The organism is Pseudomonas sivasensis (assembly GCF_052938085.1).
Genome location: NZ_CP176442.1, coordinates 653,923 through 677,689 on the forward strand (window position 1 = coordinate 653,923; position 23,767 = coordinate 677,689).

The 23,767-nt window shown below is 60.9% G+C and carries 21 protein-coding genes; 13 read left to right on the top strand and 8 right to left on the bottom strand.

The window, feature by feature from the left end:
- Nucleotides 1–112: 112 nt before the first annotated feature.
- Together ACKZ62_RS03215 and ACKZ62_RS03220 are read right to left on the bottom strand one after the other, a co-directional pair.
- On the bottom strand, nucleotides 113–1,339 hold the full coding sequence (locus ACKZ62_RS03215) for a TIGR03862 family flavoprotein (RefSeq protein WP_032884632.1): 1,227 nt from the start codon (nucleotides 1,337–1,339) through the stop codon (nucleotides 113–115).
- A 170-nt stretch (nucleotides 1,340–1,509) separates the two neighbouring features.
- Complete coding sequence (locus tag ACKZ62_RS03220) at nucleotides 1,510–2,430, bottom strand: histone deacetylase family protein (protein ID WP_447096315.1); 921 nt, start codon at nucleotides 2,428–2,430, stop codon at nucleotides 1,510–1,512.
- A gap of 76 nt (nucleotides 2,431–2,506) precedes the next feature.
- Between ACKZ62_RS03220 and ACKZ62_RS03225 the strand changes: the two genes are divergently transcribed.
- The 3 genes from ACKZ62_RS03225 to ACKZ62_RS03235 are packed head-to-tail and all read left to right on the top strand — an operon-like array spanning nucleotide 2,507 to nucleotide 4,567.
- Nucleotides 2,507–3,076, top strand: coding sequence for a GNAT family N-acetyltransferase (locus tag ACKZ62_RS03225; protein WP_032884634.1), 570 nt, complete (start codon nucleotides 2,507–2,509; stop codon nucleotides 3,074–3,076).
- 37 nt (nucleotides 3,077–3,113) lie between these two features.
- Nucleotides 3,114–3,983 (top strand): acyl-CoA thioesterase II, encoded by an 870-nt coding sequence (gene tesB, locus ACKZ62_RS03230; protein WP_032884635.1) that lies wholly within the window; start codon nucleotides 3,114–3,116, stop codon nucleotides 3,981–3,983.
- On the top strand, nucleotides 3,980–4,567 hold the full coding sequence (locus tag ACKZ62_RS03235; protein WP_099603258.1) for an HAD family hydrolase: 588 nt from the start codon (nucleotides 3,980–3,982) through the stop codon (nucleotides 4,565–4,567). The genes tesB and ACKZ62_RS03235 overlap by 4 nt, the downstream gene beginning before the upstream one ends.
- A 132-nt stretch (nucleotides 4,568–4,699) precedes the next feature.
- Here ACKZ62_RS03235 and ACKZ62_RS03240 read toward each other — a convergent pair whose 3' ends face one another.
- The 3 genes from ACKZ62_RS03240 to ACKZ62_RS03250 are packed head-to-tail and all read right to left on the bottom strand — an operon-like array spanning nucleotide 4,700 to nucleotide 7,033.
- The gene (locus tag ACKZ62_RS03240; RefSeq protein WP_122755991.1) at nucleotides 4,700–5,674 is read right to left on the bottom strand and encodes an alpha/beta hydrolase; all 975 of its coding nucleotides are present in this window, start codon (nucleotides 5,672–5,674) and stop codon (nucleotides 4,700–4,702) included.
- Nucleotides 5,675–6,562: a KPN_02809 family neutral zinc metallopeptidase gene (gene ypfJ / locus ACKZ62_RS03245; protein ID WP_032884638.1), complete on the bottom strand. Its 888-nt coding sequence runs from the start codon at nucleotides 6,560–6,562 to the stop codon at nucleotides 5,675–5,677.
- Between the two features lie 57 nt (nucleotides 6,563–6,619).
- Nucleotides 6,620–7,033 (bottom strand): membrane lipoprotein lipid attachment site-containing protein, encoded by a 414-nt coding sequence (locus tag ACKZ62_RS03250; protein ID WP_032884639.1) that lies wholly within the window; start codon nucleotides 7,031–7,033, stop codon nucleotides 6,620–6,622.
- A 198-nt stretch (nucleotides 7,034–7,231) separates the two neighbouring features.
- Between ACKZ62_RS03250 and ACKZ62_RS03255 the strand changes: the two genes are divergently transcribed.
- Nucleotides 7,232–8,110, top strand: coding sequence for a DMT family transporter (locus ACKZ62_RS03255; RefSeq protein WP_099603256.1), 879 nt, complete (start codon nucleotides 7,232–7,234; stop codon nucleotides 8,108–8,110).
- A gap of 1 nt (nucleotide 8,111) precedes the next feature.
- Here the strand turns inward: ACKZ62_RS03255 and ACKZ62_RS03260 are convergent, their stop codons facing one another.
- Nucleotides 8,112–9,446: an MFS transporter gene (locus tag ACKZ62_RS03260; RefSeq protein ID WP_032884641.1), complete on the bottom strand. Its 1,335-nt coding sequence runs from the start codon at nucleotides 9,444–9,446 to the stop codon at nucleotides 8,112–8,114.
- 232 nt (nucleotides 9,447–9,678) lie between these two features.
- On the opposite strand from ACKZ62_RS03260, the gene quiC reads away from it, so the two are divergent.
- Entirely contained in the window at nucleotides 9,679–11,580 is a 1,902-nt protein-coding gene (gene quiC / locus ACKZ62_RS03265; protein ID WP_099603255.1) for a 3-dehydroshikimate dehydratase QuiC, read from the top strand.
- Nucleotides 11,581–11,660: 80 nt separating this feature from the next.
- A complete protein-coding gene (locus tag ACKZ62_RS03270; RefSeq protein WP_032884643.1) occupies nucleotides 11,661–12,326 on the top strand; it encodes a TetR/AcrR family transcriptional regulator in 666 nt (221 codons plus the stop codon).
- Between the two features lie 47 nt (nucleotides 12,327–12,373).
- On the opposite strand, the gene ACKZ62_RS03275 is transcribed toward ACKZ62_RS03270, so the two are convergent.
- Together ACKZ62_RS03275 and aroQ are read right to left on the bottom strand one after the other, a co-directional pair.
- A complete protein-coding gene (locus ACKZ62_RS03275; RefSeq protein ID WP_447096316.1) occupies nucleotides 12,374–13,222 on the bottom strand; it encodes a shikimate dehydrogenase in 849 nt (282 codons plus the stop codon).
- Complete coding sequence (gene aroQ, locus ACKZ62_RS03280; RefSeq protein WP_099603253.1) at nucleotides 13,219–13,668, bottom strand: type II 3-dehydroquinate dehydratase; 450 nt, start codon at nucleotides 13,666–13,668, stop codon at nucleotides 13,219–13,221. Before aroQ ends, ACKZ62_RS03275 begins: the two co-directional genes overlap by 4 nt.
- 207 nt (nucleotides 13,669–13,875) lie before the next feature.
- Here aroQ and ACKZ62_RS03285 point away from each other — a divergent pair, with 207 nt between their 5' ends.
- The 7 genes from ACKZ62_RS03285 to ACKZ62_RS03315 all read left to right on the top strand — a co-directional run bounded on the left by ACKZ62_RS03285 (nucleotide 13,876) and on the right by ACKZ62_RS03315 (nucleotide 23,637).
- Nucleotides 13,876–14,397, top strand: coding sequence for an RNA polymerase sigma factor (locus ACKZ62_RS03285; RefSeq protein ID WP_447096317.1), 522 nt, complete (start codon nucleotides 13,876–13,878; stop codon nucleotides 14,395–14,397).
- 64 nt (nucleotides 14,398–14,461) lie between these two features.
- Nucleotides 14,462–15,460 carry a FecR family protein gene (locus tag ACKZ62_RS03290; protein ID WP_122681735.1) on the top strand — a complete coding sequence of 333 codons (999 nt, stop codon included), beginning with the start codon at nucleotides 14,462–14,464 and terminating at the stop codon, nucleotides 15,458–15,460.
- Between the two features lie 151 nt (nucleotides 15,461–15,611).
- Nucleotides 15,612–18,362: a TonB-dependent receptor gene (locus ACKZ62_RS03295; protein WP_181643714.1), complete on the top strand. Its 2,751-nt coding sequence runs from the start codon at nucleotides 15,612–15,614 to the stop codon at nucleotides 18,360–18,362.
- 103 nt (nucleotides 18,363–18,465) lie between these two features.
- Nucleotides 18,466–19,089, top strand: coding sequence for a heme acquisition protein HasA (locus ACKZ62_RS03300; protein WP_032884649.1), 624 nt, complete (start codon nucleotides 18,466–18,468; stop codon nucleotides 19,087–19,089).
- A gap of 176 nt (nucleotides 19,090–19,265) precedes the next feature.
- On the top strand, nucleotides 19,266–21,002 hold the full coding sequence (locus ACKZ62_RS03305) for a type I secretion system permease/ATPase (RefSeq protein ID WP_447096318.1): 1,737 nt from the start codon (nucleotides 19,266–19,268) through the stop codon (nucleotides 21,000–21,002).
- Nucleotides 21,003–21,004: 2 nt separating this feature from the next.
- Nucleotides 21,005–22,324, top strand: a complete 1,320-nt coding sequence (locus ACKZ62_RS03310) for an HlyD family type I secretion periplasmic adaptor subunit (RefSeq protein ID WP_447096937.1) — start codon at nucleotides 21,005–21,007, stop codon at nucleotides 22,322–22,324.
- On the top strand, nucleotides 22,321–23,637 hold the full coding sequence (locus ACKZ62_RS03315; protein WP_032884652.1) for a TolC family outer membrane protein: 1,317 nt from the start codon (nucleotides 22,321–22,323) through the stop codon (nucleotides 23,635–23,637). The genes ACKZ62_RS03310 and ACKZ62_RS03315 overlap by 4 nt, the downstream gene beginning before the upstream one ends.
- The last annotated feature ends 130 nt before the right edge of the window (nucleotides 23,638–23,767 follow it).

Genomic DNA, 23,767 nt, shown 5'->3' on the forward strand with positions numbered 1-23,767 from the left:
TGTGGCTGATGGCCTCATCGGGAGCAAGCCCCCTCCCACATTTGAAGGTGTTCACAATTCAAATGTGGGAGGGGGGCTTGCCCCCGACAGCGGACTTGAGCTCACCGCAATCTCAAGCGTTCAACCACTCCAACACCCCCCGCCCAGCCGCTCTGCCACTGGCAAAACACCCCGTCAGCAAATACCCGCCGGTCGGCGCTTCCCAGTCCAGCATCTCTCCCGCACAAAACACGCCAGGCAATTGCTTGAGCATCAAGCGCTCATCCAACGCTTCAAACGGCACGCCGCCTGCCGTACTGATCGCCTCGTCTATTGGCCGCGTCTTCACCAGCGTCAACGGCAGGGCCTTGATATCCACCGCCAGTTGCGCCGGATCATTGAAGTGATCGGCTGGCGCCAACTCACGCAACAACGCCGCCTTGACCCCGTCCAGGCCCAACTGACTGTGCAGATGCTTGCTCATCGAGCGTGAACCGCGCGGTTTGGCCAGCGCAGCTTGCACCTTGTCCAGCGGCTTGCTCGGCAGCAAGTCGATATGCACGGTGGCCGCGCCGTCGCGGTTGATCGCCTCACGAATCGGTGCCGACAGCGCATAGATCAGGCTGCCCTCGATACCGGTGGCGGTGACCACACATTCGCCAAGCCGAGGTTTGTCGTCACCCAAACCGATGGCGACATTTTTCAACGGAGCGCCGGCGAATTTGCTCACCATCAATTCGCTCCAGGCCGACACTTCGAAGCCGCAGTTGCTCGGTTGCAGTGCCACGTAAGGCACGCCTTTGTCCTCCAGCAGCTTGAGCCACGCACCATCTGAGCCCAGCCGTGACCAACTGCCGCCGCCCAGTGCCAGCAGCACGGCATCGCTGCGCACGGCTTTCTCGCCTTCAGGGCTGTGGATAAGTAAATCACCTTCGGCATTCCAGCCGGTCCAACGATGCCGGGTGTGGATAACCACGCCTTGGTCACGCAGGCGCTTGAGCCAGGCGCGCAGCAGCGGGGCGGCTTTCATGTCCGTAGGAAACACTCGGCCGGAGGTGCCGACAAAGGTCTCGATACCCAACCCATGTATCCATTCGCACAACGCTTCGGCACCAAACCCACGCAGCAGCGGCGCCATCTGCGGCGCGCGCTCGGCGTAGCGCGAGAGGAAGGCCGGGTAAGCCTCGGAGTGGGTGATGTTCATGCCGCCCACACCCGCCAGCAGGAATTTTCGCCCCACTGATGGCATGCCGTCATACAGATCTACGCGCACCCCGGCCTGGCTCAAGACTTCGGCGGCCATCAGCCCGGTAGGGCCGCCGCCGATAATAGTGACGTGGTGAGGTGCGGTCTGAGGCATGGGTAGGGCTACGGTGGCGTGAATAGGCCGAGCATTCTACCCGACGTCAGCCTGGCTGCCTGATCAAAAAACGTACACTTTCCTACAGGTCCTATGCCTGCTGGCTTTCAGCCGCTTACGCTCAAGTTATCCACAGGCCGTTCCACAGCCATTGTGGGTAAGCGCACAACTCAATGACAACCTGATGACGTCCACACCCGTTGCGCACTGTGGTGCAGGATGCCGTGGCGACGGGCCAAGGCTGGGCGGTCTTTGCTGTAGCCGCCGCCAATCACGCCCATCACCGGAATGTCGCGGCCCAGACAGTGGCGCATGACGCTCTCATCGCGGGCGGCCACGCCTTCGTCTGTCAGCTTGAGGTATCCGAGGGCGTCGTCTTTATGCACATCCACGCCTGCGTCGTACAGCACCAGGTCGGGTTGGTAGAGCGGCAGCAGGTAGTTGAGGGCGTCATCGACCACGCGCAGGTAATCGGCATCGCCCATGCCCATGGGCAGTGGGATGTCCCAATCGCTTTGGGCCTTGCGCGCCGGGAAGTTCTTTTCGCAGTGCAGCGACACGGTGATGGCATCCGGCGTGTCGTGGAGGATGCGCGCGGTGCCATCGCCCTGATGCACGTCGCAGTCGAAGATCATCACGCGGCTGACCCGGCCGCTGGCCAGCAGGTAATGGCTGATCACCGCCAGGTCATTGAAGATGCAAAAGCCCGCCGGGTAATCGTAATGCGCGTGATGCGTGCCGCCCGCCAGGTGACAGGCCAGACCGTGCTCAAGCGCTTGCTCCGCCGCCAGGATCGAGCCGCCGACCGCGCGCACGGTGCGCCGGGCCAGGGCTTCGCTCCAGGGCAGGCCAAGGCGGCGCTGGTCTTCGCGGGACAACTCGCCGCTCATGTAGCGTTCGATATACCCAGGCTCGTGGGCCAGGGCCAGGATGTCGGCAGGGCACAGCTGCGGGCGCAGCAGTTGGCTGTCTTCGGTCAGGCCGGTGGCCACCAAGTGGTCGCGCAACAGGCGGAACTTGTCCATGGGGAATCGGTGGTCCGCCGGGAACTCGGGGCTGTAGTCATCGTGGTAGATCAATGGCAAAGGCATGGGATTTTCTGACGGGAACCTGCGAAGGATCTTACCAGCGCTGTACACTCACGCACATGGCAAGGGGAGGGGACCCGTGGAGTCGATACTCGAATTGGAAAGTGCTCGCCTGGTGCTGCGCCAATGGCGCGACAGCGACCTGACGGCCTTCGCAAGCATGTGCGCCGACCCACACGTGATGCGTTATTTTCCGGCCAAGCTGAGCCATCTGGAAAGCGCCGCACTGATCGGGCGGATACGCGGCCACTTCGCCGAATATGGCTTTGGCCTCTGGGCGCTGCAGCGCAAGGACAGCGGTGAGTTCATCGGCCTGACCGGGTTGCAGCATGTCAGCTTTGACGCGGACTTTACCCCAGCAGTAGAAATTGGCTGGCGCCTGGCCCGCGAGCATTGGGGGCTGGGCTATGCCAGCGAGGCGGCGTGGACGGCACTGCGCTGTGGTTTCGACCGTTTGCAGCTGGATGAAATCGTTGCCTTCACCACCGAAGCCAATCTGCCATCACAAAAAGTCATGCAGGCCATAGGTATGCATTACGATCCCCTGGCAGATTTTGAACACCCCAAGGTCGCAGCCGATGACCCGCTGCGCCCACATGTTTTGTACCGCATCACCCGCGCCCAATGGTTGGACACGCTGCACGGATAGCAGCCCGGAATGCCCCATAGATTGTAGGAGTTGCTCTATGAGCCAAGTATTGGAAGATCTGGTGGACCTGCTGACCCTGGAGCCGATCGAGGAAAACCTCTTTCGCGGCCGCAGCCAGGACCTGGGTTTTCGCCAACTGTTCGGCGGTCAGGTGCTCGGCCAGTCGCTGTCGGCGGCCAGCCAGACCGTTGAAGAAGCGCGCCATGTGCATTCCCTGCACGGTTATTTCCTGCGCCCCGGCGATGCCGCGTTGCCGGTGGTTTATTCGGTTGACCGTGTTCGTGATGGCGGCAGTTTCAGCACGCGCCGCGTGACCGCGATTCAGAAGGGCCACCCGATCTTCACCTGCACCACGTCGTTCCAGTACGACGAAGAAGGCTTCGAGCACCAGACCACCATGCCCGTGGTGGTCGGCCCGGAAAACCTGCCGTCAGAGCTGGAATTGACCCAGCAGCGCGCGCACCTGATCCCCGAGCACATGCGTGACAAGCTGCTGTGCCCGAAGCCGATTGAAGTGCGACCGGTCACCGAAAAAGACCCGTTCAACCCGCAGCCGTCCGACCCGGTCAAGTACGTGTGGTTTCGTGCCGACGGCGCGTTGGCCGACACACCAGCGCTGCATAAATACCTGCTGGCCTACGCTTCGGACTTTGGCCTGCTGACCACCTCGTTGCTGCCCCACGGCAAGACCGTGTGGCAGAAAGACATGCAGGTCGCCAGCCTTGACCACGCGTTGTGGTTCCACGCGGATCTGCGTGCCGATGACTGGTTGCTCTACGCCATGGACAGTCCGTGGGCTGGCAATTCCCGTGGGTTCTCCCGTGGCAGCGTGTACAACCGCGCCGGGCAACTGGTGGCCTCGGTCACCCAGGAAGGTTTGATTCGCCATCGCAAGGATTGGGCATGAGCCTGAGGGAGGTTAAGCACTGGGTGTTCGACATGGACGGCACCCTCACGGTGGCCGTGCATGACTTCGCGGCGATTCGCGTGGCGTTGGACATTCCCCCCGAGGACGACATCCTCACTCACCTCAGCGCATTGCCGGCGGACATCGCGGCGGCCAAGCATGCCTGGTTGTTAGAGCATGAGCGCGAGTTGGCACTTGGTTCTGTCGCGGCTGAAGGCGCGGTGCAATTGGTACGCGAATTGGCCGGGCGCGGTTATCGCCTGGGCATCCTGACTCGCAATGCGCGGGAGCTGGCCCACGTGACGCTGGAAGCGATTGGCCTGGCTGACTGCTTTGCGGTCGAGGATGTGCTGGGCCGAGATGACGCGCCACCCAAGCCCGATCCGGGTGGGTTATTGAAATTGGCGGCGGCGTGGGATGTATCGCCGAGCGAGATGGTGATGGTCGGCGATTACCGTTTTGACCTGGACTGCGGCCGGGCGGCGGGGGCCAGGACGGTGTTGGTCAACCTGCCGGAGAATCCGTGGCCGGAGCTGGCGGATTGGCATGCTGAAGATTGCGCTGCATTGCGCCGGATGATTTAACCCAAGCAATAGAGATCAAATGTGGGAGGGGGCTTGCCCCCGATCGCGGTCTGTCAGTTAAAAAATTGCTGACTGACACACTGCTATCGGGGGCAAGCCCCCTCCCACATGTTGAGACTGTTTCTTCAGGTATTACTGAGTGAACAGCACCTTCTGCCCTTCGGGCGAAGTAAACATTTCATCCCCGTTATGCCCCACCCCTGGCACCTCAACCAGCGTCTGGCTCAACTGCGGATGCCGGTGTTTGAGGTAGTCAAAATAGTTATGCCCACGCATCAGCCGATAGGCGCCCTGTGTCTCTGCCTCACAGCTTTTATCCAACGCAGGATGGTTCGGATCAGTGTCTTGCTGGCCCAGCAGGTAGGTGATGTCCCGTGACACGTAGGCCTGCTCCAACTGCTCGGCGCTTTGCCCTTTGGCGTAGGCCGGCAGGTGTTGCAGGCCGTACTTCCAATCGTTGAAGCCTGGGCAACTGGCGGTATCGAACTGCACCGGTCGCTGTCGGCTGAAGTAGGCATAGGACGACGGGTTGGCCACCACATAGCGCAGGCGGATGCCTTCGTTTTTCAGGGTTGGGTGATCATGGCCGGTGAGGGCGAAGCGCTGCACTACCTGGCCACCGCCGGAATGGCCGGCGACGACGATTTCCTTTAAAGCTGGAAACAGCGTGCGGTTGCCCAGGTGCTTGATGATCTGGTCAAGGGCGCCGTAGGAGCTGATCTGGCCTGGGCCGGTGGAAGGCTCGCCGGCCATCCAGTCGTTGCCGTTCCAGCGCAGTACTTGGCCGTCCAGATGGTTGCGCTTGATGTCGGACGCATTCAGAAACTGCGGCGCGATGACTAGCGTATTCGCGCTAACGCCTGCGTGCTCGGCGGCATCGATACCGCTTTGCAGGTAGGTCTGCGCATTGCGTAGGCGACCATGCACAAGAATCAGGGCGCGGGTGACGTTAGGCAGCGGCTGGCGCCAGTCCTGGCTCACGCCGAGGCTGAGGTCGCCGGCGTCCAGATGAAAACGATCGGGGCTGACGACTTTGACGCCGTGTTCAGCCGCCAGGGTTGAACACGACACTAATAAAGTCAGCAGCAAGCCCCATCGCTTATTCATTTAAAGACTCTTGGCCGTGAAGGTGTCGCATTGGGTGATCTGGCCCTGGGCGAAACCGGTCTTGAACCAGCGAACCCGCTGTGCCGAGGTGCCGTGGGTAAACGAGTCCGGCACCACGCGCCCTTGACCCTGTTGCTGCAAGCGATCATCGCCGATGGCGTTGGCTGCGTTCAGGGCTTCTTCAATGTCGCCGGCTTCCAGCCAGTTCAGGCGTTTTTGCGCACGGTTGGCCCACACGCCGGCAAAACAGTCGGCTTGCAGCTCCTGGCGTACCAGTAGGCCGCCGTCGCCTTGCATCTGCCGACCCTGTTGGCGCGCATTCTGGATCTTCGAGGAAATACCGAGCAACGTCTGCACATGGTGCCCAACTTCGTGGGCGATCACGTAGGCCTGGGCGAAATCGCCGGAGGCCTGGAAGCGTTGGGACATTTCCCGGAAGAAATCCAGGTCCAGGTAGACCTGCTGGTCAGCCGGGCAATAGAACGGACCGCTGGCCGAGGTGGCGCCACCACAGGCGGAATTGACCCGGCCACGGAACAGGATCAGTTTCGGGTTCTTGTACGTCAGGCCGTTTTCCTGAAACACCTGAGCCCAGGTGTCTTCGGTATCGCCGAGCACTGCGCGGACGAAATCGGCGTGTTCATCATTGGCCGGCGGCGCTTGGCGCGACTGCGTGCTGACGGACGGCGCCTGTTCCATTTGGCCGGTCAATTGGCCGAGGATCTGCATCGGGTCCTGGCCGGTCAGCCAGCCAATACCGACGATCAGCACAATCGCGGTCAGGCTCAAACCCTTGCCACCGCCAAAACGCATGCCGCCACCGCCGCCTCCACTGTCCTCGCGGGCATCCACCACGTTGTCGCTGCGTCGGCCTTTTTTCCATAGCATGGGGGCAATCCTCTTGATGAACGGTCCTACAAAAATGTGGTTTGAGTATGGCCGGTATTAGCGGCAATACCCTTCTCCGGTGGCGACGATCAGGCAGTCTTTTTTATCGGCCAGCCATTTCAGCCCAGTGGCTTCGCCGTCGCCGGCACGCAGCAATTGCGGGCCATCCGGGCGGGTGAAGGCGATACCGTCTTCAGCTGCTTCGCCCTTGAAGGTGCCGGAATCGTCCGCATCAAGGCCGTATTGCATGGTGAGAACGTAGTGGCCACGGCCGATGGTGTCGTCCTTGGCGATAGTCAGGTTCAGGCCTTCGACGCCGGTCCACTTGCCGACCCATTTATCGGTGGGTGGGGTCTCGGGCACCAGGGTGGCCTGCACAGAGGCTGGCGCGGGTTTGGGCGTTTCCTTGGCCTCCTGGTTGCAGGCGCTGAGCAGGGCAAGGGTAGACAGAACAAAGAGGGTTTTTTTCATAGCAGCAGGCCTTGGTTAAAAAGTGTGCAGCACGGGGGCGAACGTGCAGGGTTGGACTCGGTTCCCGTGATTTAGTGCGCTGTTCGCCCGGTGTTTGGTTATGCTCTTTGGGCAGACTTCGGCCCGGCTGCTAGATTACCGGGTTGAGTGCTTCTTCGTTCAGCGCTCAGCGTTCCGCTCGCCACGCAAGAGAATTCAATGACCCTTAGTACCCCGTTGTCCGGCGTCAACCATCCCTTCAAAGGCATTTTGCTGATTGTGGCGGCGACGTTCCTGTTCTCCAGCCACGACGCCTTGTCCAAATACTTGGCCGGTTTTTACCCGATTGTGATGGTGGTATGGGCGCGCTACCTGGTGCACACCTTGTTGATGGCCGGTATTTTCCTGCCGCAATCCGGCTTGCGCGTGCTGCGCAGCAAACGGCCAGGCATGCAGGTGGTGCGGGCGTTGTGCCTGTTGGGCACCAGCCTGTTTTTTACCTCGGCCCTGCATTACATCCCGTTGGCGGAAGCCACGGCGGTGAACTTCCTGGCGCCGATCCTGGTGACCGCGCTGTCGGTGCCGCTGCTGGGTGAGCACGTCACGCGTGGCCAATGGCTGGCGGTGATCTGCGGGTTTGTCGGCGTGCTGGTGATCATCCATCCCGGCGGTGAACTCTTCACCCCGGCGGTGTTGCTGCCGCTGTGCTCGGCGCTGTTCTTCTGCTTCTACCAGTTGCTCACACGCATCCTCAGCCAGTACGACACGCCTACCACGAGCAATTTCTTCGCCGGGTTGTGCAATACCCTGGTGATGAGCGCGATGGTGCCGTTCTTCTGGCAGATCCCCACGCTGTGGCATGGGGTGATGATGCTGGCGCTGGGCACGTGCGGGATGACCGCGCACTTGATGCTGACCCAGGCGTTCCGCTTTGCGGCGCCGGCCTTGCTGGCGCCGTTCGGCTATTGCCAGATAGTGTTCGCGGGGTTGTTGGGTTGGCTGGTGTTCAGCCATACCCCCGATATGACCACGGTGGTGGGTATCGGGGTGATCTGCATGAGCGGGTTGGCCGCTGCCTGGCAGCAGCGGCGTCGGTAAATCAGGCGTCGACGGTAGGAATCTTGCGCGGCGCCATGAAGTACATCCACGTCAGCGCTATGAAGTACATCGCCGGGATCAGGGTGAACAACACGGTGTAGTTGTTGTTGGTCACGGTGAGGATATGGCCGACGATCTGGGTCATGAACATGCCGCCGATGGCTGCGCACATGCCGCCGAAGCCGAACACGGTGCTCATCATGTGCTTGGGCGTGTAGTCCATCACCAGGCTCCAGATGTTGGCGGTCCAGGCCTGATGCGCGCCGATGGCCAGGGAGATGGCAAATACCGCGACCCACAGTTGGCTGGAACCGGCCGCCATGATCACGCCGACGATGCAGCAGGCAAACAGCAGCATCGACAACAGCCGCGCCTTGATCGAGTTCATCCCACGGCCGATCAGGAATGACGACAGGATGCCCCCACCCACGCTGCCGAAGTCGGCGGTCAGGTAGATGATGATCAATGGGATGCCCATCTGGGTCACGTTGATGCCCAGGTTGTATTGCTGGTTCAGGAACGGCGGCAGCCAATACAGGTAAAACCAGAACACCGGCGCGGTCAGTGCGTAAGCAATCGCAAAGGCCCAAGTGCCGCGCATACGCAGGATTCGGCTGAACGGCACGCCAGGCTGTTCCGGCTCGACTTCCCGTTGCACGTAATCCAATTCTGATTGTTTAACGTTCGGATGATCTTCCGGGTTGTAGTACTTCAACCCCCAGAACACCAGCCAGATCGCGCCCAGCGATGCCATGCACAGGAAGGCAGCCTGCCAGCCCCACACATGCAGGATCAGCGGCAGCAGCATTGGCGTCATCATCGCGCCAACGTTGGTACCGGCGTTGAAAATCCCGGTTGCCACGGCGCGCTCACCGGCGGGGAACCACAGGCGCGTGGTCTTGACGCAGGCCGGGTAGTTGGCGGCTTCGGTCAGCCCAAGGATAAAGCGACAGACCATAAAGCCGACGGCCGAAGTGGCCAGGCCGTGGGCGCCGGTGGCCAGGCTCCACAGCAGCACCGCGCAGAAGAACACGCGTTTCACGCCGACCTTGTCGATCAATCGGCCTTGCAGCACAAAGCCAATCGCGTAGCCCACCTGGAACCAGAAGTTGATGTTGGCGTAGTCCATCGCCGTCCAGCTCATCTCTTTGGCGAGGATCGGTTGCATCACGCCCAAGGCAGCGCGGTCGATGTAGTTGAGGGTGGTGGCGAAGAACACCAGGGCCAACATGCCCCAGCGAGTTTTACCGACGGCCATGGCGCCGCGGATCTTGTCGCCGATGCCGGCGTGCGGGGTGCCGGGGCGCGAAGCCAGGGCGGAGTTTTGCGAAGGCATGTGGTTGTACCCGTTTTTTGAAATTTTTATGGTGTGTTCTGGGTCTTTTCTAAACGTTGGTGCGGGATCGATGGTGCGCAGCGGCTAAAAAATCGTCAATTCGCCAAAGAGGCTTAGTGTTCGATAATCGCACCAAAAACTAACCGGTTCGTACATTTTAATTGCTGTGAGTAGTTTAGCGGCCAATAATTTGCCGTAAATAAGACGAGCCTTAAATGCCGGGAGTCGCGCTATGCAACGTTCCATTGCCACTGTTTCCTTGAGCGGCACCCTGCCGGAAAAGCTTGAAGCCATCGCCGCCGCCGGGTTTGACGGGGTTGAGATCTTCGAGAACGACCTGTTGTATTACGACGGCAGCCCACGGGAAGTTAGGCAGATGTGCGCCGACCTCGGCATCGCCATTACCTTGTTCCAGCCATTTCGCGACTTTGAAGGCTGTCGACGCGACCGCCTGGCGCGCAACCTGGAACGGGCCGAGCGCAAATTCGACCTGATGCAGGAGCTGGGCACGGACCTGGTGCTGGTGTGCAGCAACGCCTCGGCCGATTGCGTCGGCGATGAACGTATTCTCCTCGATGACTTGAGCCTGCTGGCCGAACATGCCGGGCGCCGTGGCTTGCGCATCGGTTATGAAGCACTGGCCTGGGGCAAGCACGTGAACACCTGGCAACAGGTGTGGAATCTGGTGCGTCAGGTTGATCACCCAAGTCTCGGCGTGCTGCTCGACAGCTTCCATACCCTGTCGCTCAAGGGCGACCCAACTGCCATCGCCGAGATCCCAGGCGACAAGATCTTCTTTGTGCAAATGGCCGACGCGCCGATCCTGGCCATGGATGTGCTGGAGTGGAGCCGCCATTTCCGCTGCTTCCCCGGTCAGGGCGAATTCGATCTGGCGGGCTTTTTGGCGCCGATCATCAAGAGCGGCTACACCGGGCCGTTGTCCCTGGAAATTTTCAACGATGGTTTCCGTGCGGCGCCGACTCGGGCCAATGCCGCCGATGGTCTGCGTTCTCTGCTGTACCTGGAGGAGAAAACCCGCCAGCGTCTGGCCGAAGAGGCGCCTGCCACGCCGGTCGATATCCTGTTTGAAACCCCGGCGGCCAGCGAATACGACGGCATTGAATTCCTTGAGTTTGCGGTCGATGAAAACCTCGGTGCCAAGCTGACGAACTGGCTGGAACGCCTGGGTTTCGTCAAGGCCGGGCAGCACCGCTCCAAGAGCGTGAGCCTACTGCGCCAGGGCGATATCAACCTGATCCTCAACTGCGAACCCTATTCCTTCGCCCATAACTTTTTCGAAGCCCATGGACCGTCGTTGTGCGCCACGGCGATCCGGGTCAAGGACAGCGCCAAAGCTCTGGAGCGAGCGGTCGCCTATAAAGGCCAACCCTATCGCGGACTGGTCGGGCCTAACGAGCTGGAGTTGGCGGCCGTGCGTGCGCCGGACGGCAGCTTGATTTACCTGGTGGACCAGAGCGAGGGTGGTTTGTACGACACCGATTTCAATCTGCAATCCGCTGCGACCGACGCCGGTGGTTTGCTGCGTATCGACCACATGGCCATGGCCTTGCCGGCCGACAGCCTCGACAGTTGGGTGCTGTTCTATAAGAGCTTGCTGGACTTTGAAGCTGATGACGAAGTGGTGTTGCCCGACCCCTACGGCCTGGTGAAAAGCCGCGCATTGCGCAGCCGTTGCAGCTCGATTCGCCTGCCGCTGAACATCTCCGAAAACCGCAACACTGCCATTTCCCACGCGCTATCGAGCTATCGCGGTTCGGGCGTGCACCACATTGCCTTCGATTGCGCGGACATTTTCGCTGAGGTGCGCCGCGCGAAAGAGGCCGGCGTGCCGCTGTTGGATATCCCGCTCAACTATTACGACGACCTGGCTGCACGCTTTGATTTTGACGATGAGTTCCTCAGCGAGTTGGCGTACTACAACGTGTTGTACGACCGCGACGCCCAGGGCGGTGAGTTGTTTCATGTGTACACCGAACCGTTTGAAGGGCGGTTCTTCTTCGAGATCATCCAGCGCAAGAACGGTTACGCCGGCTACGGCGCGGCCAACGTGGCGGTGCGTCTGGCGGCGATGGCCAAATCCCGCAGCGGTGCAGTGCGTCAGGCACGGTTATAAGAGGGTGTCGGGTGCTTCCTTCGGGGAGCACCGGGCCCCATAATCGCGGCCTGCAAAATAAAAATGGCCGTGAGCGCACCATGACCTCAAGTCCCGAACTCCCCGAGGTGCCAGACGCACCGCGCAAGAGTCGTAAGAACAATCCGGAAAAGACCCGCGAGAACATCCTCCAGGAAGCCATTGTGGAGTTTGTCCAACAGGGCCTGTCCGGCGCTCGCGTGGACGCCATTGCCGAGCGCATCCACACCTCCAAACGCATGATCTATTACTACTTCGGCAGTAAAGAGCAGTTGTACGTTGAGGTTTTGGAAAAGCTCTACGGCGATATCCGCAACACCGAGGCACGCATGAACCTTACGGCGCTGGAGCCGCGTGAGGCGATTCGGCGGCTGGTGGAATTCACCTTTGATCACCACGATCAGAACGTGGATTTTGTGCGGATCGTCAGCATCGAAAATATCCACAATGCCGAGTACGTGAAACGCACCGACACGATCAAGGCGATGAACAGCAAGATCCTTGAAGGGCTGGGCGCGACATTGCGCCGGGGCGCCGAGATGGGGGTGTTCCGTGAAGGGCTGGAGCCGCTGGATGTGCACTTGCTGATCAACTCATTCAGCTTTTACCGCGTGTCCAACCGCCATACGTTCAGTGAGCTTTTTCAGATCGAGCTGTCGGATGAAGTGGTTAAACAGCGGCATCGCGAGATGATCTGCGAGTCGGTGTTGCGTTACCTGCAGGCCTGAATACAGCGCCTAACCCAATGTGGGAGGGGGCTTGCCCCCTCTACATTTCAGGCATTCATACTCTTGAAGTGCGCCAACATCCGCTGCGCATCCGCCACTTGACCACTGAACAACTCAAACGCCTTTACCGCCTGAAACACCGCCATATTGCCGCCATCCAGCGTGCGGCAACCCAAGGCGCGGGCGTTGCGCAGCAGTTCGGTTTCCAGCGGGAAATACACGATTTCCGCGACCCACAATTGCGCCCGCAACAGAGTCGCCGGCACCGGCATACCCGGCAGTTTGGCCATGCCCATTGGCGTGGTGTTGACCAGACCATCGGCCTCGGCCATCGCGTTGTCTAAATCAAGACCCACTTGCGCACGACCGCTGCCGAAGCGCTGGGCGAGGTTATCCACAAGGTCGCGGGCACGGCTGGCGTCCACGTCGAAAATGCTCAAGTGCTCCACACCCTCAGCCAACAGCGCATGGGCCACCGCCGCGCCCGCACCACCGGCGCCCATCTGCACCACGCGCTGACGTGGCACATCATTAAGGTTGCGCCGGAAACCTTCGGCGAATCCCAGGCAATCGGTGTTGTGGCCGATGCGTTTGCCGTCCTTGAACACCACCGTATTCACCGCGCCGATACCCCGTGCTTCATCGGACAGTTCATCGAGCAGCGGTAGGATGGCCTGTTTGCACGGGTAGGTAATGTTCAGTCCGGTGAAGTGCATCTGCTCGGCTGCACGCAGGAGGTCGGGCAGGGCGTTGGTGTCCAGGTGCAGCGGCTCCAGATCAATCAGGCGATACAGGTAACGCAAACCTTGGGCGTCGCCTTCCTGTTCATGCAGAGCGGGGGTACGGGAAGCCTGGATACCGGCGCCGACCAGGCCGGCGAGGATGCGCTGTTTCATTGAGCCGATCCCTTCAGCAATTGGCTGAAGTGTTCCAGGGCCAGGTGGTAGCCGTGGCTGCCAAAACCGGCGAGCACCGCTTTGGCGATGGGCGACACAAAGGAGTGATGACGAAATGCTTCGCGGGCATGCACGTTGGATAAATGCACTTCGATCACCGGCACTTCACTGGCCACCAGAGCGTCACGAATCGCCACCGAGGTGTGCGTCCAGGCCGCAGGATTGATCACGATACCGGCGCAACGGCCACGGGCGCCGTGGATCCAGTCCAGCAGTTCGCCTTCGTGATTGGTCTGGCGAAATTCGATTTTCAGCCCGAGCTTATCGGCACTGCGCCCGCATAGGGCGGCGACGTCGGCCAGGGTTTCATGGCCGTAGGTGGCGGGCTCGCGGGTGCCGAGCAGGTTGAGGTTGGGGCCGTTGAGCACCAGCACGATAGGCGGCATTGGGGGGTATCTCCACAGTTCTTGTTCGTTGTGCAGATAAAATGTACTGGTTAGTTAATTTGGTCAATTGATGGCGGCGGATGTGTTCGATTACCGAACTTTTAATCAGGTATGCCCCTAGCTGAATCGGATTAGATATCAATTGAAAATCATTCTCGACAACGCTTAAGATGCCCGCCTGTTTCCTTTTCATTCCAGGGAGTCGGTTTGTCGGACGTGGATCTCAAGGGCCTGTTTCTCAAGCACGCTGATACCCTGCGCGGGTATCTGGCTCGCAAGGTACGGGACCCGCAGTTGGCGGCCGACCTGGTTCAGGAGAGCTTCCTGCGCCTGGCGGAAAAACCACCCGGCGAGCGCATCGACAATTCCCAGGGCTATCTCTATCGAACGGCGAGCAATCTGCTGATCGACCATATCCGCCAGGAAGCACGGCGCAAGACCGATTCCGTGCCTAATGAGGCGCTGGCCGAGATTGAAGATGAAGTGGCCGGGTTGGAGGCTCAGGCAATGGCGCAGCAACAGCGGCAGGCATTGAAGCAGGCATTGGCGGAGTTGCCGGAACGAACCCAGCAGATCTTCCGTCTGAATCGGATAGAGGGCATGACTCATGCCCAGGTTGCGCGGCACTTGGATATATCAGACAGCTCCGTACAAAAGCACCTGGCCAAGGCGTTGGCGTATGTCATACAGCGCTTGCAGGACGGTCAGGTGGCGCCATCCGACGAGTGAGTTACGGAAAAACCTCCGCTCAGACGTCACAGCGTTACATAACGAAAAAATTCGAGATTCACACGTGAATAGCCAGGGTCCACAACAGCACAGCATTACCGAGGCGGCCGCCGATTGGGCGGTGCGCCTGCACGCCGGTGCCCTGACCGACCAGGAGCAGGCCGAGCTGCGCCAATGGATTGCCTGCGACAGCCGCCATGAAGCGGCGCTGCGCTTTGCCGAGCAGACCTGGGCAGCGTTGGGCGAGGTGCATAAGGACGAGCCAGTGCACCGTCAGCGTCCGGCGGCGGCGACGCTGCCGGTGCGCCGAACCCCGCGACGCAGGCCGTGGCAACGTGCGGCGGCGGTGGCGCTGGTGGTGGTGGTCGCCGGCGTGGGTTGGGTGCGCGGGCCGGAGGCCTGGCTGCGCATGCAGGCCGATTACGTGACCCAGAAGGGCGAAGTGCGCACCGTGCACTTGGCCGATGGCAGCACGGTAGAACTGGATTCCGCCAGTGCCATCCGGCTGGACTACGACGGCGTGCAGCGGCGCATCAGCCTGATCCAGGGCTCGGCGATTTTTGACGTGGCGCCGATGGTGGGTAAGGAAACCCGGCCATTCGTGGTGCAGAGCGCCGGCGGGCAGACGCGGGCGCTGGGCACGCGGTTTGTGGTGCAGCGTGAGGACGACCGCCAGGGCTGGGTCGGCGTGTTGCAGCACAGCGTCGAAGTTTCCCTGCACGCCACACCGAAAAAAGGCCCGAGCGACCACGTGCTCAAGGAAGGCCAGGCCGCCCGCTACAGCCCCGCGCAGGGCATCGAGCCCTTGGATCAGTTTGATGTAGAGCGTGCCACCAGTTGGCGGCGTGGCGTGTTGATTTTTGATCGTCAGCCCTTGGCCAAAGTGATTGAGCAGCTCAACCGCTATCGTCCCGGTCAGGTGGTGTTGACCCATTCCGACCTGGGTGAACGTGAAGTCAGCGGCGTGTTCCGCCTAGACATGCTCGACACGGCGCTCGGCACCCTGACTCAGGAGCTCCAGGTGCAACGCTTGGACCTGGCAGGCCTCAGCCTGATCTATTAATGACCTGGCGGGAGGTCTGCTCCCGCCCGCTTAAAACCCCCCGCACGAAAAACTTTTAAAAAGTCTTACTGACTTCCTGCGCCTCGTACGTCTTGCTAGGTGAGAAGCATTCGCATAAACAAAAATACGATCAGCGCAGGGAAAACCAGAAATGTCAGCACTCACCAAGGGGCGTATCACCGGTAGCCGGTTAGCCTTGGCCATTCACTTGGGCCTGTTCGCCGCAGCGGCTCCCGTGTACGCGGCGCAGCCTCAAGCGGGAACGGCCCAGCCCGTCGTGCTGACGTTCGATATCCCTGCGCAATCCTTGGGCAGTGCCGTGTTGGCGTTCGCCGACCAAGCCGGTTTGCAAGTGTTGTTTGACAGCCAGCGCCTGCAAGGCTTGAACAGCACCGCGCTCAAAGGCAGCTTCAGCGTGCAGGAAGGCCTGGGCCGTTTGCTCGGCGCTGCGCCGGTGGAGTATCGCTTCACCAGTGAACGCCAAGTGACCCTCAACCGCGTCAGCGATGATCACGCGGGCGCCATGACCGTAGGCACCACCACCATCACCGCCAACACCAATGGCCAGGCCAGTGATTGGGTGTACCAGACCCCAAAGTCGGTGGCGGTGATCAGCCGTGACATGATCGATAAACGCCCGCCCCGTCACGCCGCCGACATGCTCGAAGAAACCGCAGGCGTCTACACCGCCGTCAACCAGCGCGATCCTGGTTTGTCGGTGAACATTCGCGGGGTGCAAGACTACGGCCGCGTGAACATGAACATCGACGGCATGCGCCAGAACTTCAACGTCAACGGCCACCAGCAACGCAACGGCACCCTGCTGATCGACCCGGAGTTCATCTCCAGTATCGAGATCGACAAAGGCAGTCAGTCGGGGCAGGGCGGCGCAGCAGTGTTGGGCGGGATTGCCTCGTTCAAGACGTTGGATGCCAGTGAGTTCTTGAAAGACGGCAAGGAATACGGCGGACGCATCCGCGCTGGCCACGGCATTGGTGAGCTGGGCAATGGCACCAATTTTAATGGCAGCGGTGTGTTTGCCTTTGGTGATGAGCGCGGCGATGTGTTGGTGGGGTACAGCGAACGGCATTTCGGCGATTACCGCTCGGGTAACCACAACGACCAGAAATTGGGCACCAACCTGCGCGCCCGCAAGGCCATGCCGGGTGCGTTCGATGATTGGTTGAACAGCGAAGTCGGTGACATGGGCAGCGTGACCCGATCACAGATCGTCAAGCTGGGCCTTAACTTGCCCAATGACCAGCGCGTGCAACTGAGCTACCTAGAAAGTGACAGCGACAGCAACGATGCCTGGGCTTACACCAGCGACGATAACCAGAGTGTGTTTTACCAACGAGTCAGCAAAAACAACCTCAACGCCAAGAATTTTGCGTTGGACTACAGCTATACCCCGGACAACCCACTGATCGATCTGAAGGCCAAGGCTTACTACGTCACCACCCAGCTTGATCGCACCAATGCGCCGAACGGCGCGACGGTAGGCACCGGAAACTACGTGGGGACCTACACTGACCACTTCCAGACTGACACCTGGGGACTACAAGGCGACAACACCTCGCGTTTTGATTTCGGTCAGTTGGGCCATGTGAGCTGGAACTACGGTGGGGAGCTGTACCAGGACGAGTTCAAACCACGCACCAACAAGGTCGAAGCCACCAACGACCTCGCCTTGCTGCCCTACGCCGAGGGTGGAACGCCGGGCGGCAAACGCACCATCGCGAGCCTGTTTAATAACCTGCAATACGAGTATGGCGATTGGCTGACGCTGGATGGCGGTTTGCGTTACGACCGTTATCGGCTCGAAGGCGAAACGGGCATGACGCTGTACCGCCGTGATCGCTTCTACAGCAGCCTGGTGGGGGCCAAGCGAGTCGTGGAAGTCTACGATGTCGATCGCGAGGAGGGGCAGTTCTCCCCCACCTTCGGCATCGCCGTCAAACCTGGCCTGGACTGGCTGCAGCTTTATACGCGCTGGGGCAAAGGCTGGCGCCCGCCGGCAGTGACCGAAACCTTCATGACCGGCCGCCCCCATGGCGGCGGCTCGGGTGAGCGCGTGTTCCCCAACCCCTATCTCAAGCCCGAGGAGTCGAAGGATTGGGAGGTGGGCGTGAACGTGTTCAAGGAAGGGCTGTTGTTCGGTGATGATCGCTTGGGCATCAAGGTGGCCTACTTTGATACCAAGATCGAAAACTTCTCCTTTCTCAACACCAGCGTCAGCCTTCCGGAAACCACATCGGGTGGTTTTCTCGGGACCATGGCCTACGTCAACAACACCAACCCCACGCGTTTCCGTGGGCTTGAGTACCAGCTCAACTACGACATGGGCCGCGTCTACGCCAACCTGAGCTTCACCCACATGATCGGCAGTAACGAGTTCTGTTCGAAGAACTATTACATGGGCGGCGCGAAGAAAAACGGCCCAAGCACAACGCGTATCGAGCGCTATGTGGATGCAAACGGCGTTTCACGAATCCGCCTCGTGACCCGCTATGAAGTGCTCGACGATGACGTCGCCAACAATCGGGAAAGCTGTGGCCGGATCATGGGCAACGCCACCTACATGCCCGCCGACCGTGGCTCCTTGACCCTTGGTGCGCGCTTCCTGGACAAGCGCCTGGATACCGGTGTGCGTGTGCGCTACAGCGCGGGCAATGGGGAAAACCTCAATCAGCAGGGTTACGACCTGATCGACCAGGCGCTCTGGCCTCAATACACCCTGTATGACTTGTACGGCAGTTACTGGATGACTGACCACCTGAACATTTCGCTGGCATTGGAAAACGCCACCAATGAAGCCTATTTCGTCGCCATGGGCGACGCCAACAACTTGAGCCTGGCGCGCGGTCGGACGTTGAGCGGGATGTTGGAATACAAGTTCTGATCTACGTGCAGCGGTACGTGATCAATGGTTTTACCCTACAGTGGGTAAAAAAGTGCGCCGCTTGTGCGTACTCATCAATAGCGTTGTTTAACGAGGTTTAGTGATGACTATTTCTGTTAGCTACGATTCGATCCTGAGTGATGTAACCGTCTCGGAATACCTGAGCGCTTGGGCCCTGGGCTTCAACACAGCCGGTCACGGCAACAGCAACACCGGTGGCTTCAGCAACGGCTCACTCGCCGGTGACCAGTACGCTACCCACGGCGCCAACAGCTCCGACTACGCCTTCATTGCCGACAGCGACACCAGCAATGGCCTGCACTATGTATTCAATCCACTGCTGCCAGCGAGCAGCAACCAAAACCACTTCCTGTGGGGTGAGCTGGATAACGTTCAACTGGGCACTGGTCTGGGCGGCGGCAGCGGCAGCGACTTCAGCCTGACCGACTTCAAGGTCGCCTTCAACGGCCTCGACCTGAGCGCAGCGTCGGATGCCGGTCGCGTCGGTAACGAGGTCCAGAGCGTGATCTACGGCCTGATGCAGGGCAACACGTCCGCGTTGGAAACCGTTCTCGCTGACCTGCTGGGCGCAATCGGCGAAGACCTCAACAGCACCTTCGACGAGATCAGCGCCGCTGTCGCCAGCCATGCCGCATCCTCGGCCACCACCGACGTTGCGCTGGTGGGTGTGCAAGACGTGGCACAGGACTGGGCACTCGCCGCCTAACGCCTTCGCTGCATGAAAAAAGCGAATGGAAGATCGCTCTCCCATTCGCCGCATGACACACCGCCGTCGCCCAAGCCTTCTAACTCTTCCGGCGACGGCGGTGCCAAATTCTGCGCAGCGTCGTATCGCCTGTCAACGCGGCGACGTTGCACGCTTAACCCCACGAGAACCTCCAGATGCGCCACGCCGGCAACGAAACCCTGGCCGCCCTCACGGCCTATAAAAGTGGCTTCTTCAACATCGGCCTGTTCTCGGCGGTGATCAACCTGCTGATGCTGGCCCCGGCGCTTTACATGTTGCAGGTGTACGACCGAGTGCTTGCTTCGGGCAATCAGATGACCCTGTTGATGCTGACGCTGATGATCCTCGGCCTGTTCGGCCTGATGGGCGCATTGGAGTGGGTGCGCAGCCAAGTGGTGATCCGCCTCGGCACGCAGATGGACATGCGCCTGAACCAGCGGGTGTACGACGCCGCGTTCGAGGCGCAACTGAAGGGCGGCACCCAGGCGGCGGGGCAGGCACTGAATGACCTGACGACGCTGCGCCAGTTCGCTACCGGACAGGCGTTGTTCGCGTTCTTTGATGCGCCGTGGTTTCCGGTGTACCTACTGGTGATCTTCCTCTTCCATCCCTGGCTCGGAATGCTGGCGCTGGGCGGCGCGGTGATTTTGATCGCGCTGGCGTGGATCAACCATCATGTGAGCCAGGCGCCGATAGCCCAGGCCAGCCAACTGTCTATCAGCGCGAGCCAGCAAGCCACCGCCAACCTGCGCAATGCCGACACCATCGAAGCCATGGGCATGCTTGCTACGTTGCGCGGGCGTTGGTTCAACCAGCACCAGGCGTTTCTCGCGCAGCAGAACCTGGCGAGTGAAAAGACCGCCGCTGTCAGTGCCTGGTCCAAGGGCGTGCGCCTGGCGTTGCAGTCGCTGGTGCTGGGCCTGGGCGCGTTGCTGGCGGTGCAGGGCGACATCACGCCGGGGATGATGATTGCCGGTTCCATTCTGATGGGCCGGGTGCTCACCCCCATCGACCAACTGATCGGCGTGTGGAAGCAATGGGGGTCGGCGCGCCTGGCCTTTGATCGGCTATCGAAGATGTTGGCGGACAACCCCGCGCGCCCGGCGCGCATGAGCCTGCCGGCGCCCAAGGGGCAATTGAGCGTCGAGCAACTCAGCGCCTGCGCCCCCGGCAGCCGTCGGCCGGCGTTGGCTAATCTGGGCTTCAACCTGCCAGCGGGTGACGTGCTGGGGGTGATCGGGCCGTCAGGCTGCGGCAAGTCAACCCTGGCGCGGGTGCTGGTGGGCGCCTGGGCTCCACTGGCCGGCAAGGTGCGCCTGGACGGCGCCGACCTGACCCAATGGGACAAGCAGCAACTCGGCCCGCACATCGGCTATCTGCCCCAGGACATCCAACTGTTTGCCGGCAGCATCGCCGACAACATCGCGAGGTTTACCGAGCTGGATGCCGACAAGGTCCTCGCCGCCGCGCAGATGGCCGGCGTACACGACCTGATCCTGCAACTGCCCCAAGGCTATGACACGCAGTTGGGTGAGGGCGGCGCCGGCTTGTCCGGCGGCCAGAAACAACGGGTGGCCCTGGCGCGTGCGCTGTACGGTTTACCCGCGCTGATCGTGCTGGATGAACCCAACGCCAACCTCGATGAAGTGGGCGAGCAGGCCCTGCTCCAGGCCATCGCCCAGCTCAAGCAGCAGCGTCGCACCGTGATCCTGATTACCCACAAAGCCAATGTGCTGAGCCTCACTGACCAATTGCTGATCCTCAAGGACGGCCAGTTGCAGGCCTTCGGTCCAACGGCGCGGGTGTTGGAGGCGCGGCAGAAACCGGCAGTCAGCAAACCGGTGTCGACCATGAGCATGAGTTACCGCCTCGGCGAAGGAAAACAGGCATGAGCATGAGCAAACCGATGCTGATCAGCGACGCATCCCATAACGTGCTGGCGCTGGATGACAAAAAATATTCGCGCCTGGGCTGGCTGCTGGTGCTCGGCGGATTTGTCGGGTTTATCGGCTGGGCTGCGCTGGCCCCCCTGGACAAGGGCGTCGCGGTGTCGGGCAAGGTGATGGTTTCGGGCCATCGAAAAACCGTTCAGCACCCTACCGGCGGCATCGTCGAGCGTATCGAAGTGCGCGACGGTGAGGTGGTCAACGCCGGCCAAGTGTTACTGCGCTTGAAAGAAACCCCGTTGCGCGGGCAGATGCAGTCGCTGCGCAGCCAGTACCTGGCGTCCTTGGCCACCGAGGCGCGGTTGAATGCCGAAAGCGAAGGGTTGCCTGCGATCACCTTCGGCCATGAACTGCTGAATGAGCCGCAGGCGACCAACACCCTGAATCTGCAACGGCAACTGTTCAACAGCCGCGCCCAGTCGCTGGCCACCGAGCAACAAGGCCTGCGCGAAACCATCGCCGGGGCCGAAGCGCAGTTGCGCGGCACGCGGGATTCCCAAGCGAGCAAACTGCAGCAACGGGCGGCGCTCAATGAGCAACTGCAAGGCCTGCGCGAACTGGCGCGGGACGGTTATATCCCGCGCAATCGCCTGCTCGACAGCGAGCGCCTTTACTCGCAGATCGACAGCACCATCGCCGAGGACTATGGCCGCATCGGCCAGTTGCAGCGTCAGGTTTTAGAGCTGCGCCTGCGTATCCGCCAGCTCGGCGAAGACTTCCAGAAAGACCTGCGCAGCCAGTTGGCCGAAACCCGCACCCGCAGCGACGACCTGCGTAATCGCCTGGCGTCGGCCGAGTTCGAACTGGCCAACAGCCTGGTCCGCGCCCCGGCGTCCGGCGTGGTGGTGGGGTTGGACGTGTACACCGAAGGCGGCGTGATCAAGCCCGGTCAGGCGCTGATGGACATCGTGCCCCAGGGCGAGCCGCTGTTGGTGGAAGCGCGGGTGCCGGTGCAGATGGTCGACAAAGTGCACCCCGGTTTACCGGTGGAACTGCTGTTCTCGGCCTTCAACCAGGCCACCACGCCGCGGGTGGCGGGTGAGGTGACATTGGTATCCGCCGACCGCCAGGTCGATGAACGCACCGACGAGCCTTATTACACGCTGCGTGCCCAAGTCAGCACGGCGGGTATGCAGCAACTCGCCGGCGCACAGATCCGCCCCGGCATGCCGGTGGAAACGTTCATAAAGACCGGTGAGCGGTCGATGCTCAACTACCTGTTCAAACCTTTGCTGGACCGCACCCATATGGCCTTGGTGGAAGAATGAAGGCGCTGCTGTTTACCTTGTGCGTGAGCTTTACACCGGCTGCGCAGGCCCTGGGGTTGTTGGATGCGTACGACCTGGCGCTGCGCAATGACCCGACCTTTCAGGCCGCCATCCAGGCGCGTGAGGCCGGTGAAGAGAATCGCGTGATAGGTCGGGCGGCGTTGCTGCCGAATCTGTCGTGGAGCTACAACAATTCGCGCAACGAGTCGCAGGTGACCGCAGGTGATGTCACCAGCGACCGCGACTACCGCAGCTATGCCTCGACCCTGACCTTGCAGCAACCACTGCTGGACTACGAAGCCTACGCGCGGTTTCGCCAAGGCACGGCCCAGGCGCTGATGGCCGATGAGCGCTTTCGCGGCAAAAGCCAGGAACTTGCGGTGCGGGTACTCAGCGCTTATAGCCAGGCGTTGCTGGCCCAGGAACGCATCGAGTTGAGCCGCGCGCAGAAACGCGCATTTGCCGAACGCCTGCAACTCAACGATCGCCTGCTCAAAGGTGGCGAGGGGACACGTACCGATGTGCTGGAAACCCAAGCGCGCCTAAGCCTGGCCCAGGCTGAAGAAATCGAATCCCTGGATGCCCAGGACAGCGCCCTGCGAGAGTTGGAAGCCATCGTCGGCCAACCGCTGCAGATCGAAGAACTGGCGCCGCTGACCCGTCAATTCGATATCCCGCCCCTGGAGCCGAACCGTTTCGAGACCTGGCGGGAAATGGCAATGGCCAACAATCCGGAGCTTAAATCCCAGCATCACGCGTTGGACGTGGCGTCTTACGAAGTGGAGCGCAAACGCGCCGGGCACATGCCCAAGGTCAGCCTGTACGCCAGCAGCCGCCAGACCCGTTCCGATTCGGAAAGCAGCTACAACCAGCAGTACGACACCAACAGCGTCGGCATTCAGGTCAGCTTGCCGTTGTTTGCCGGCGGTTCGGTGTCGGCTTCTACTCGTCAGGCGGGCAATCAATTGAGCCAGGCCCAGTACGAACTGGACGCGCAAACCTCGGCCACGCTGGTGGAGTTGCGCAAGCAGTTCAACCTCAATACCAGCGGCGCGGCAAAAGTGCGGGCTTATGAAATGGCCGTCAGCTCCGCCACGGCACTGGTCACCGCGACGAAGAAAAGCGTCAGCGGAGGCGAGCGCGTTAACCTCGACGTGCTCGACGCCGAACAGCAACTGTTCACCGCCCGCCGCGACCTGGCGAACGCTCGACATGCGTATTTGCTGGCCAGGATTCAGTTGAAGTATTACGCGGGACTGCTCAGCGAGCAGGACTTGCGGGCGTTGGCGGGGTATTTCCAACCTTCGGCCTGACAACGCTATTTGCCAATACACCAAGCCAATGTGGGAGGGGGCTTGCCCCCGATAGCAGTGCGTCAATCAGCAAACCTTCAACTGACCCACCGCCATCGGGAGCAAGCCCCCTCTCACATGTTGAACTGCT

Coding starts and splice junctions, on each gene's coding strand:
- ACKZ62_RS03215 (WP_032884632.1), bottom strand. CDS start 1,339: ATGCCTCAGACCGCACCTCACCACGTCACTATTATCGGCGGCGGCCCT.
- ACKZ62_RS03220 (WP_447096315.1), bottom strand. CDS start 2,430: ATGCCTTTGCCATTGATCTACCACGATGACTACAGCCCCGAGTTCCCG.
- tesB (WP_032884635.1), top strand. CDS start 3,114: ATGAGCCAAGTATTGGAAGATCTGGTGGACCTGCTGACCCTGGAGCCG.
- ACKZ62_RS03235 (WP_099603258.1), top strand. CDS start 3,980: ATGAGCCTGAGGGAGGTTAAGCACTGGGTGTTCGACATGGACGGCACC.
- ACKZ62_RS03240 (WP_122755991.1), bottom strand. CDS start 5,674: ATGAATAAGCGATGGGGCTTGCTGCTGACTTTATTAGTGTCGTGTTCA.
- ypfJ (WP_032884638.1), bottom strand. CDS start 6,562: ATGCTATGGAAAAAAGGCCGACGCAGCGACAACGTGGTGGATGCCCGC.
- ACKZ62_RS03250 (WP_032884639.1), bottom strand. CDS start 7,033: ATGAAAAAAACCCTCTTTGTTCTGTCTACCCTTGCCCTGCTCAGCGCC.
- ACKZ62_RS03255 (WP_099603256.1), top strand. CDS start 7,232: ATGACCCTTAGTACCCCGTTGTCCGGCGTCAACCATCCCTTCAAAGGC.
- ACKZ62_RS03260 (WP_032884641.1), bottom strand. CDS start 9,446: ATGCCTTCGCAAAACTCCGCCCTGGCTTCGCGCCCCGGCACCCCGCAC.
- quiC (WP_099603255.1), top strand. CDS start 9,679: ATGCAACGTTCCATTGCCACTGTTTCCTTGAGCGGCACCCTGCCGGAA.
- ACKZ62_RS03270 (WP_032884643.1), top strand. CDS start 11,661: ATGACCTCAAGTCCCGAACTCCCCGAGGTGCCAGACGCACCGCGCAAG.
- ACKZ62_RS03275 (WP_447096316.1), bottom strand. CDS start 13,222: ATGAAACAGCGCATCCTCGCCGGCCTGGTCGGCGCCGGTATCCAGGCT.
- aroQ (WP_099603253.1), bottom strand. CDS start 13,668: ATGCCGCCTATCGTGCTGGTGCTCAACGGCCCCAACCTCAACCTGCTC.
- ACKZ62_RS03295 (WP_181643714.1), top strand. CDS start 15,612: ATGTCAGCACTCACCAAGGGGCGTATCACCGGTAGCCGGTTAGCCTTG.
- ACKZ62_RS03300 (WP_032884649.1), top strand. CDS start 18,466: ATGACTATTTCTGTTAGCTACGATTCGATCCTGAGTGATGTAACCGTC.
- ACKZ62_RS03305 (WP_447096318.1), top strand. CDS start 19,266: ATGCGCCACGCCGGCAACGAAACCCTGGCCGCCCTCACGGCCTATAAA.
- ACKZ62_RS03310 (WP_447096937.1), top strand. CDS start 21,005: ATGAGCAAACCGATGCTGATCAGCGACGCATCCCATAACGTGCTGGCG.
- ACKZ62_RS03315 (WP_032884652.1), top strand. CDS start 22,321: ATGAAGGCGCTGCTGTTTACCTTGTGCGTGAGCTTTACACCGGCTGCG.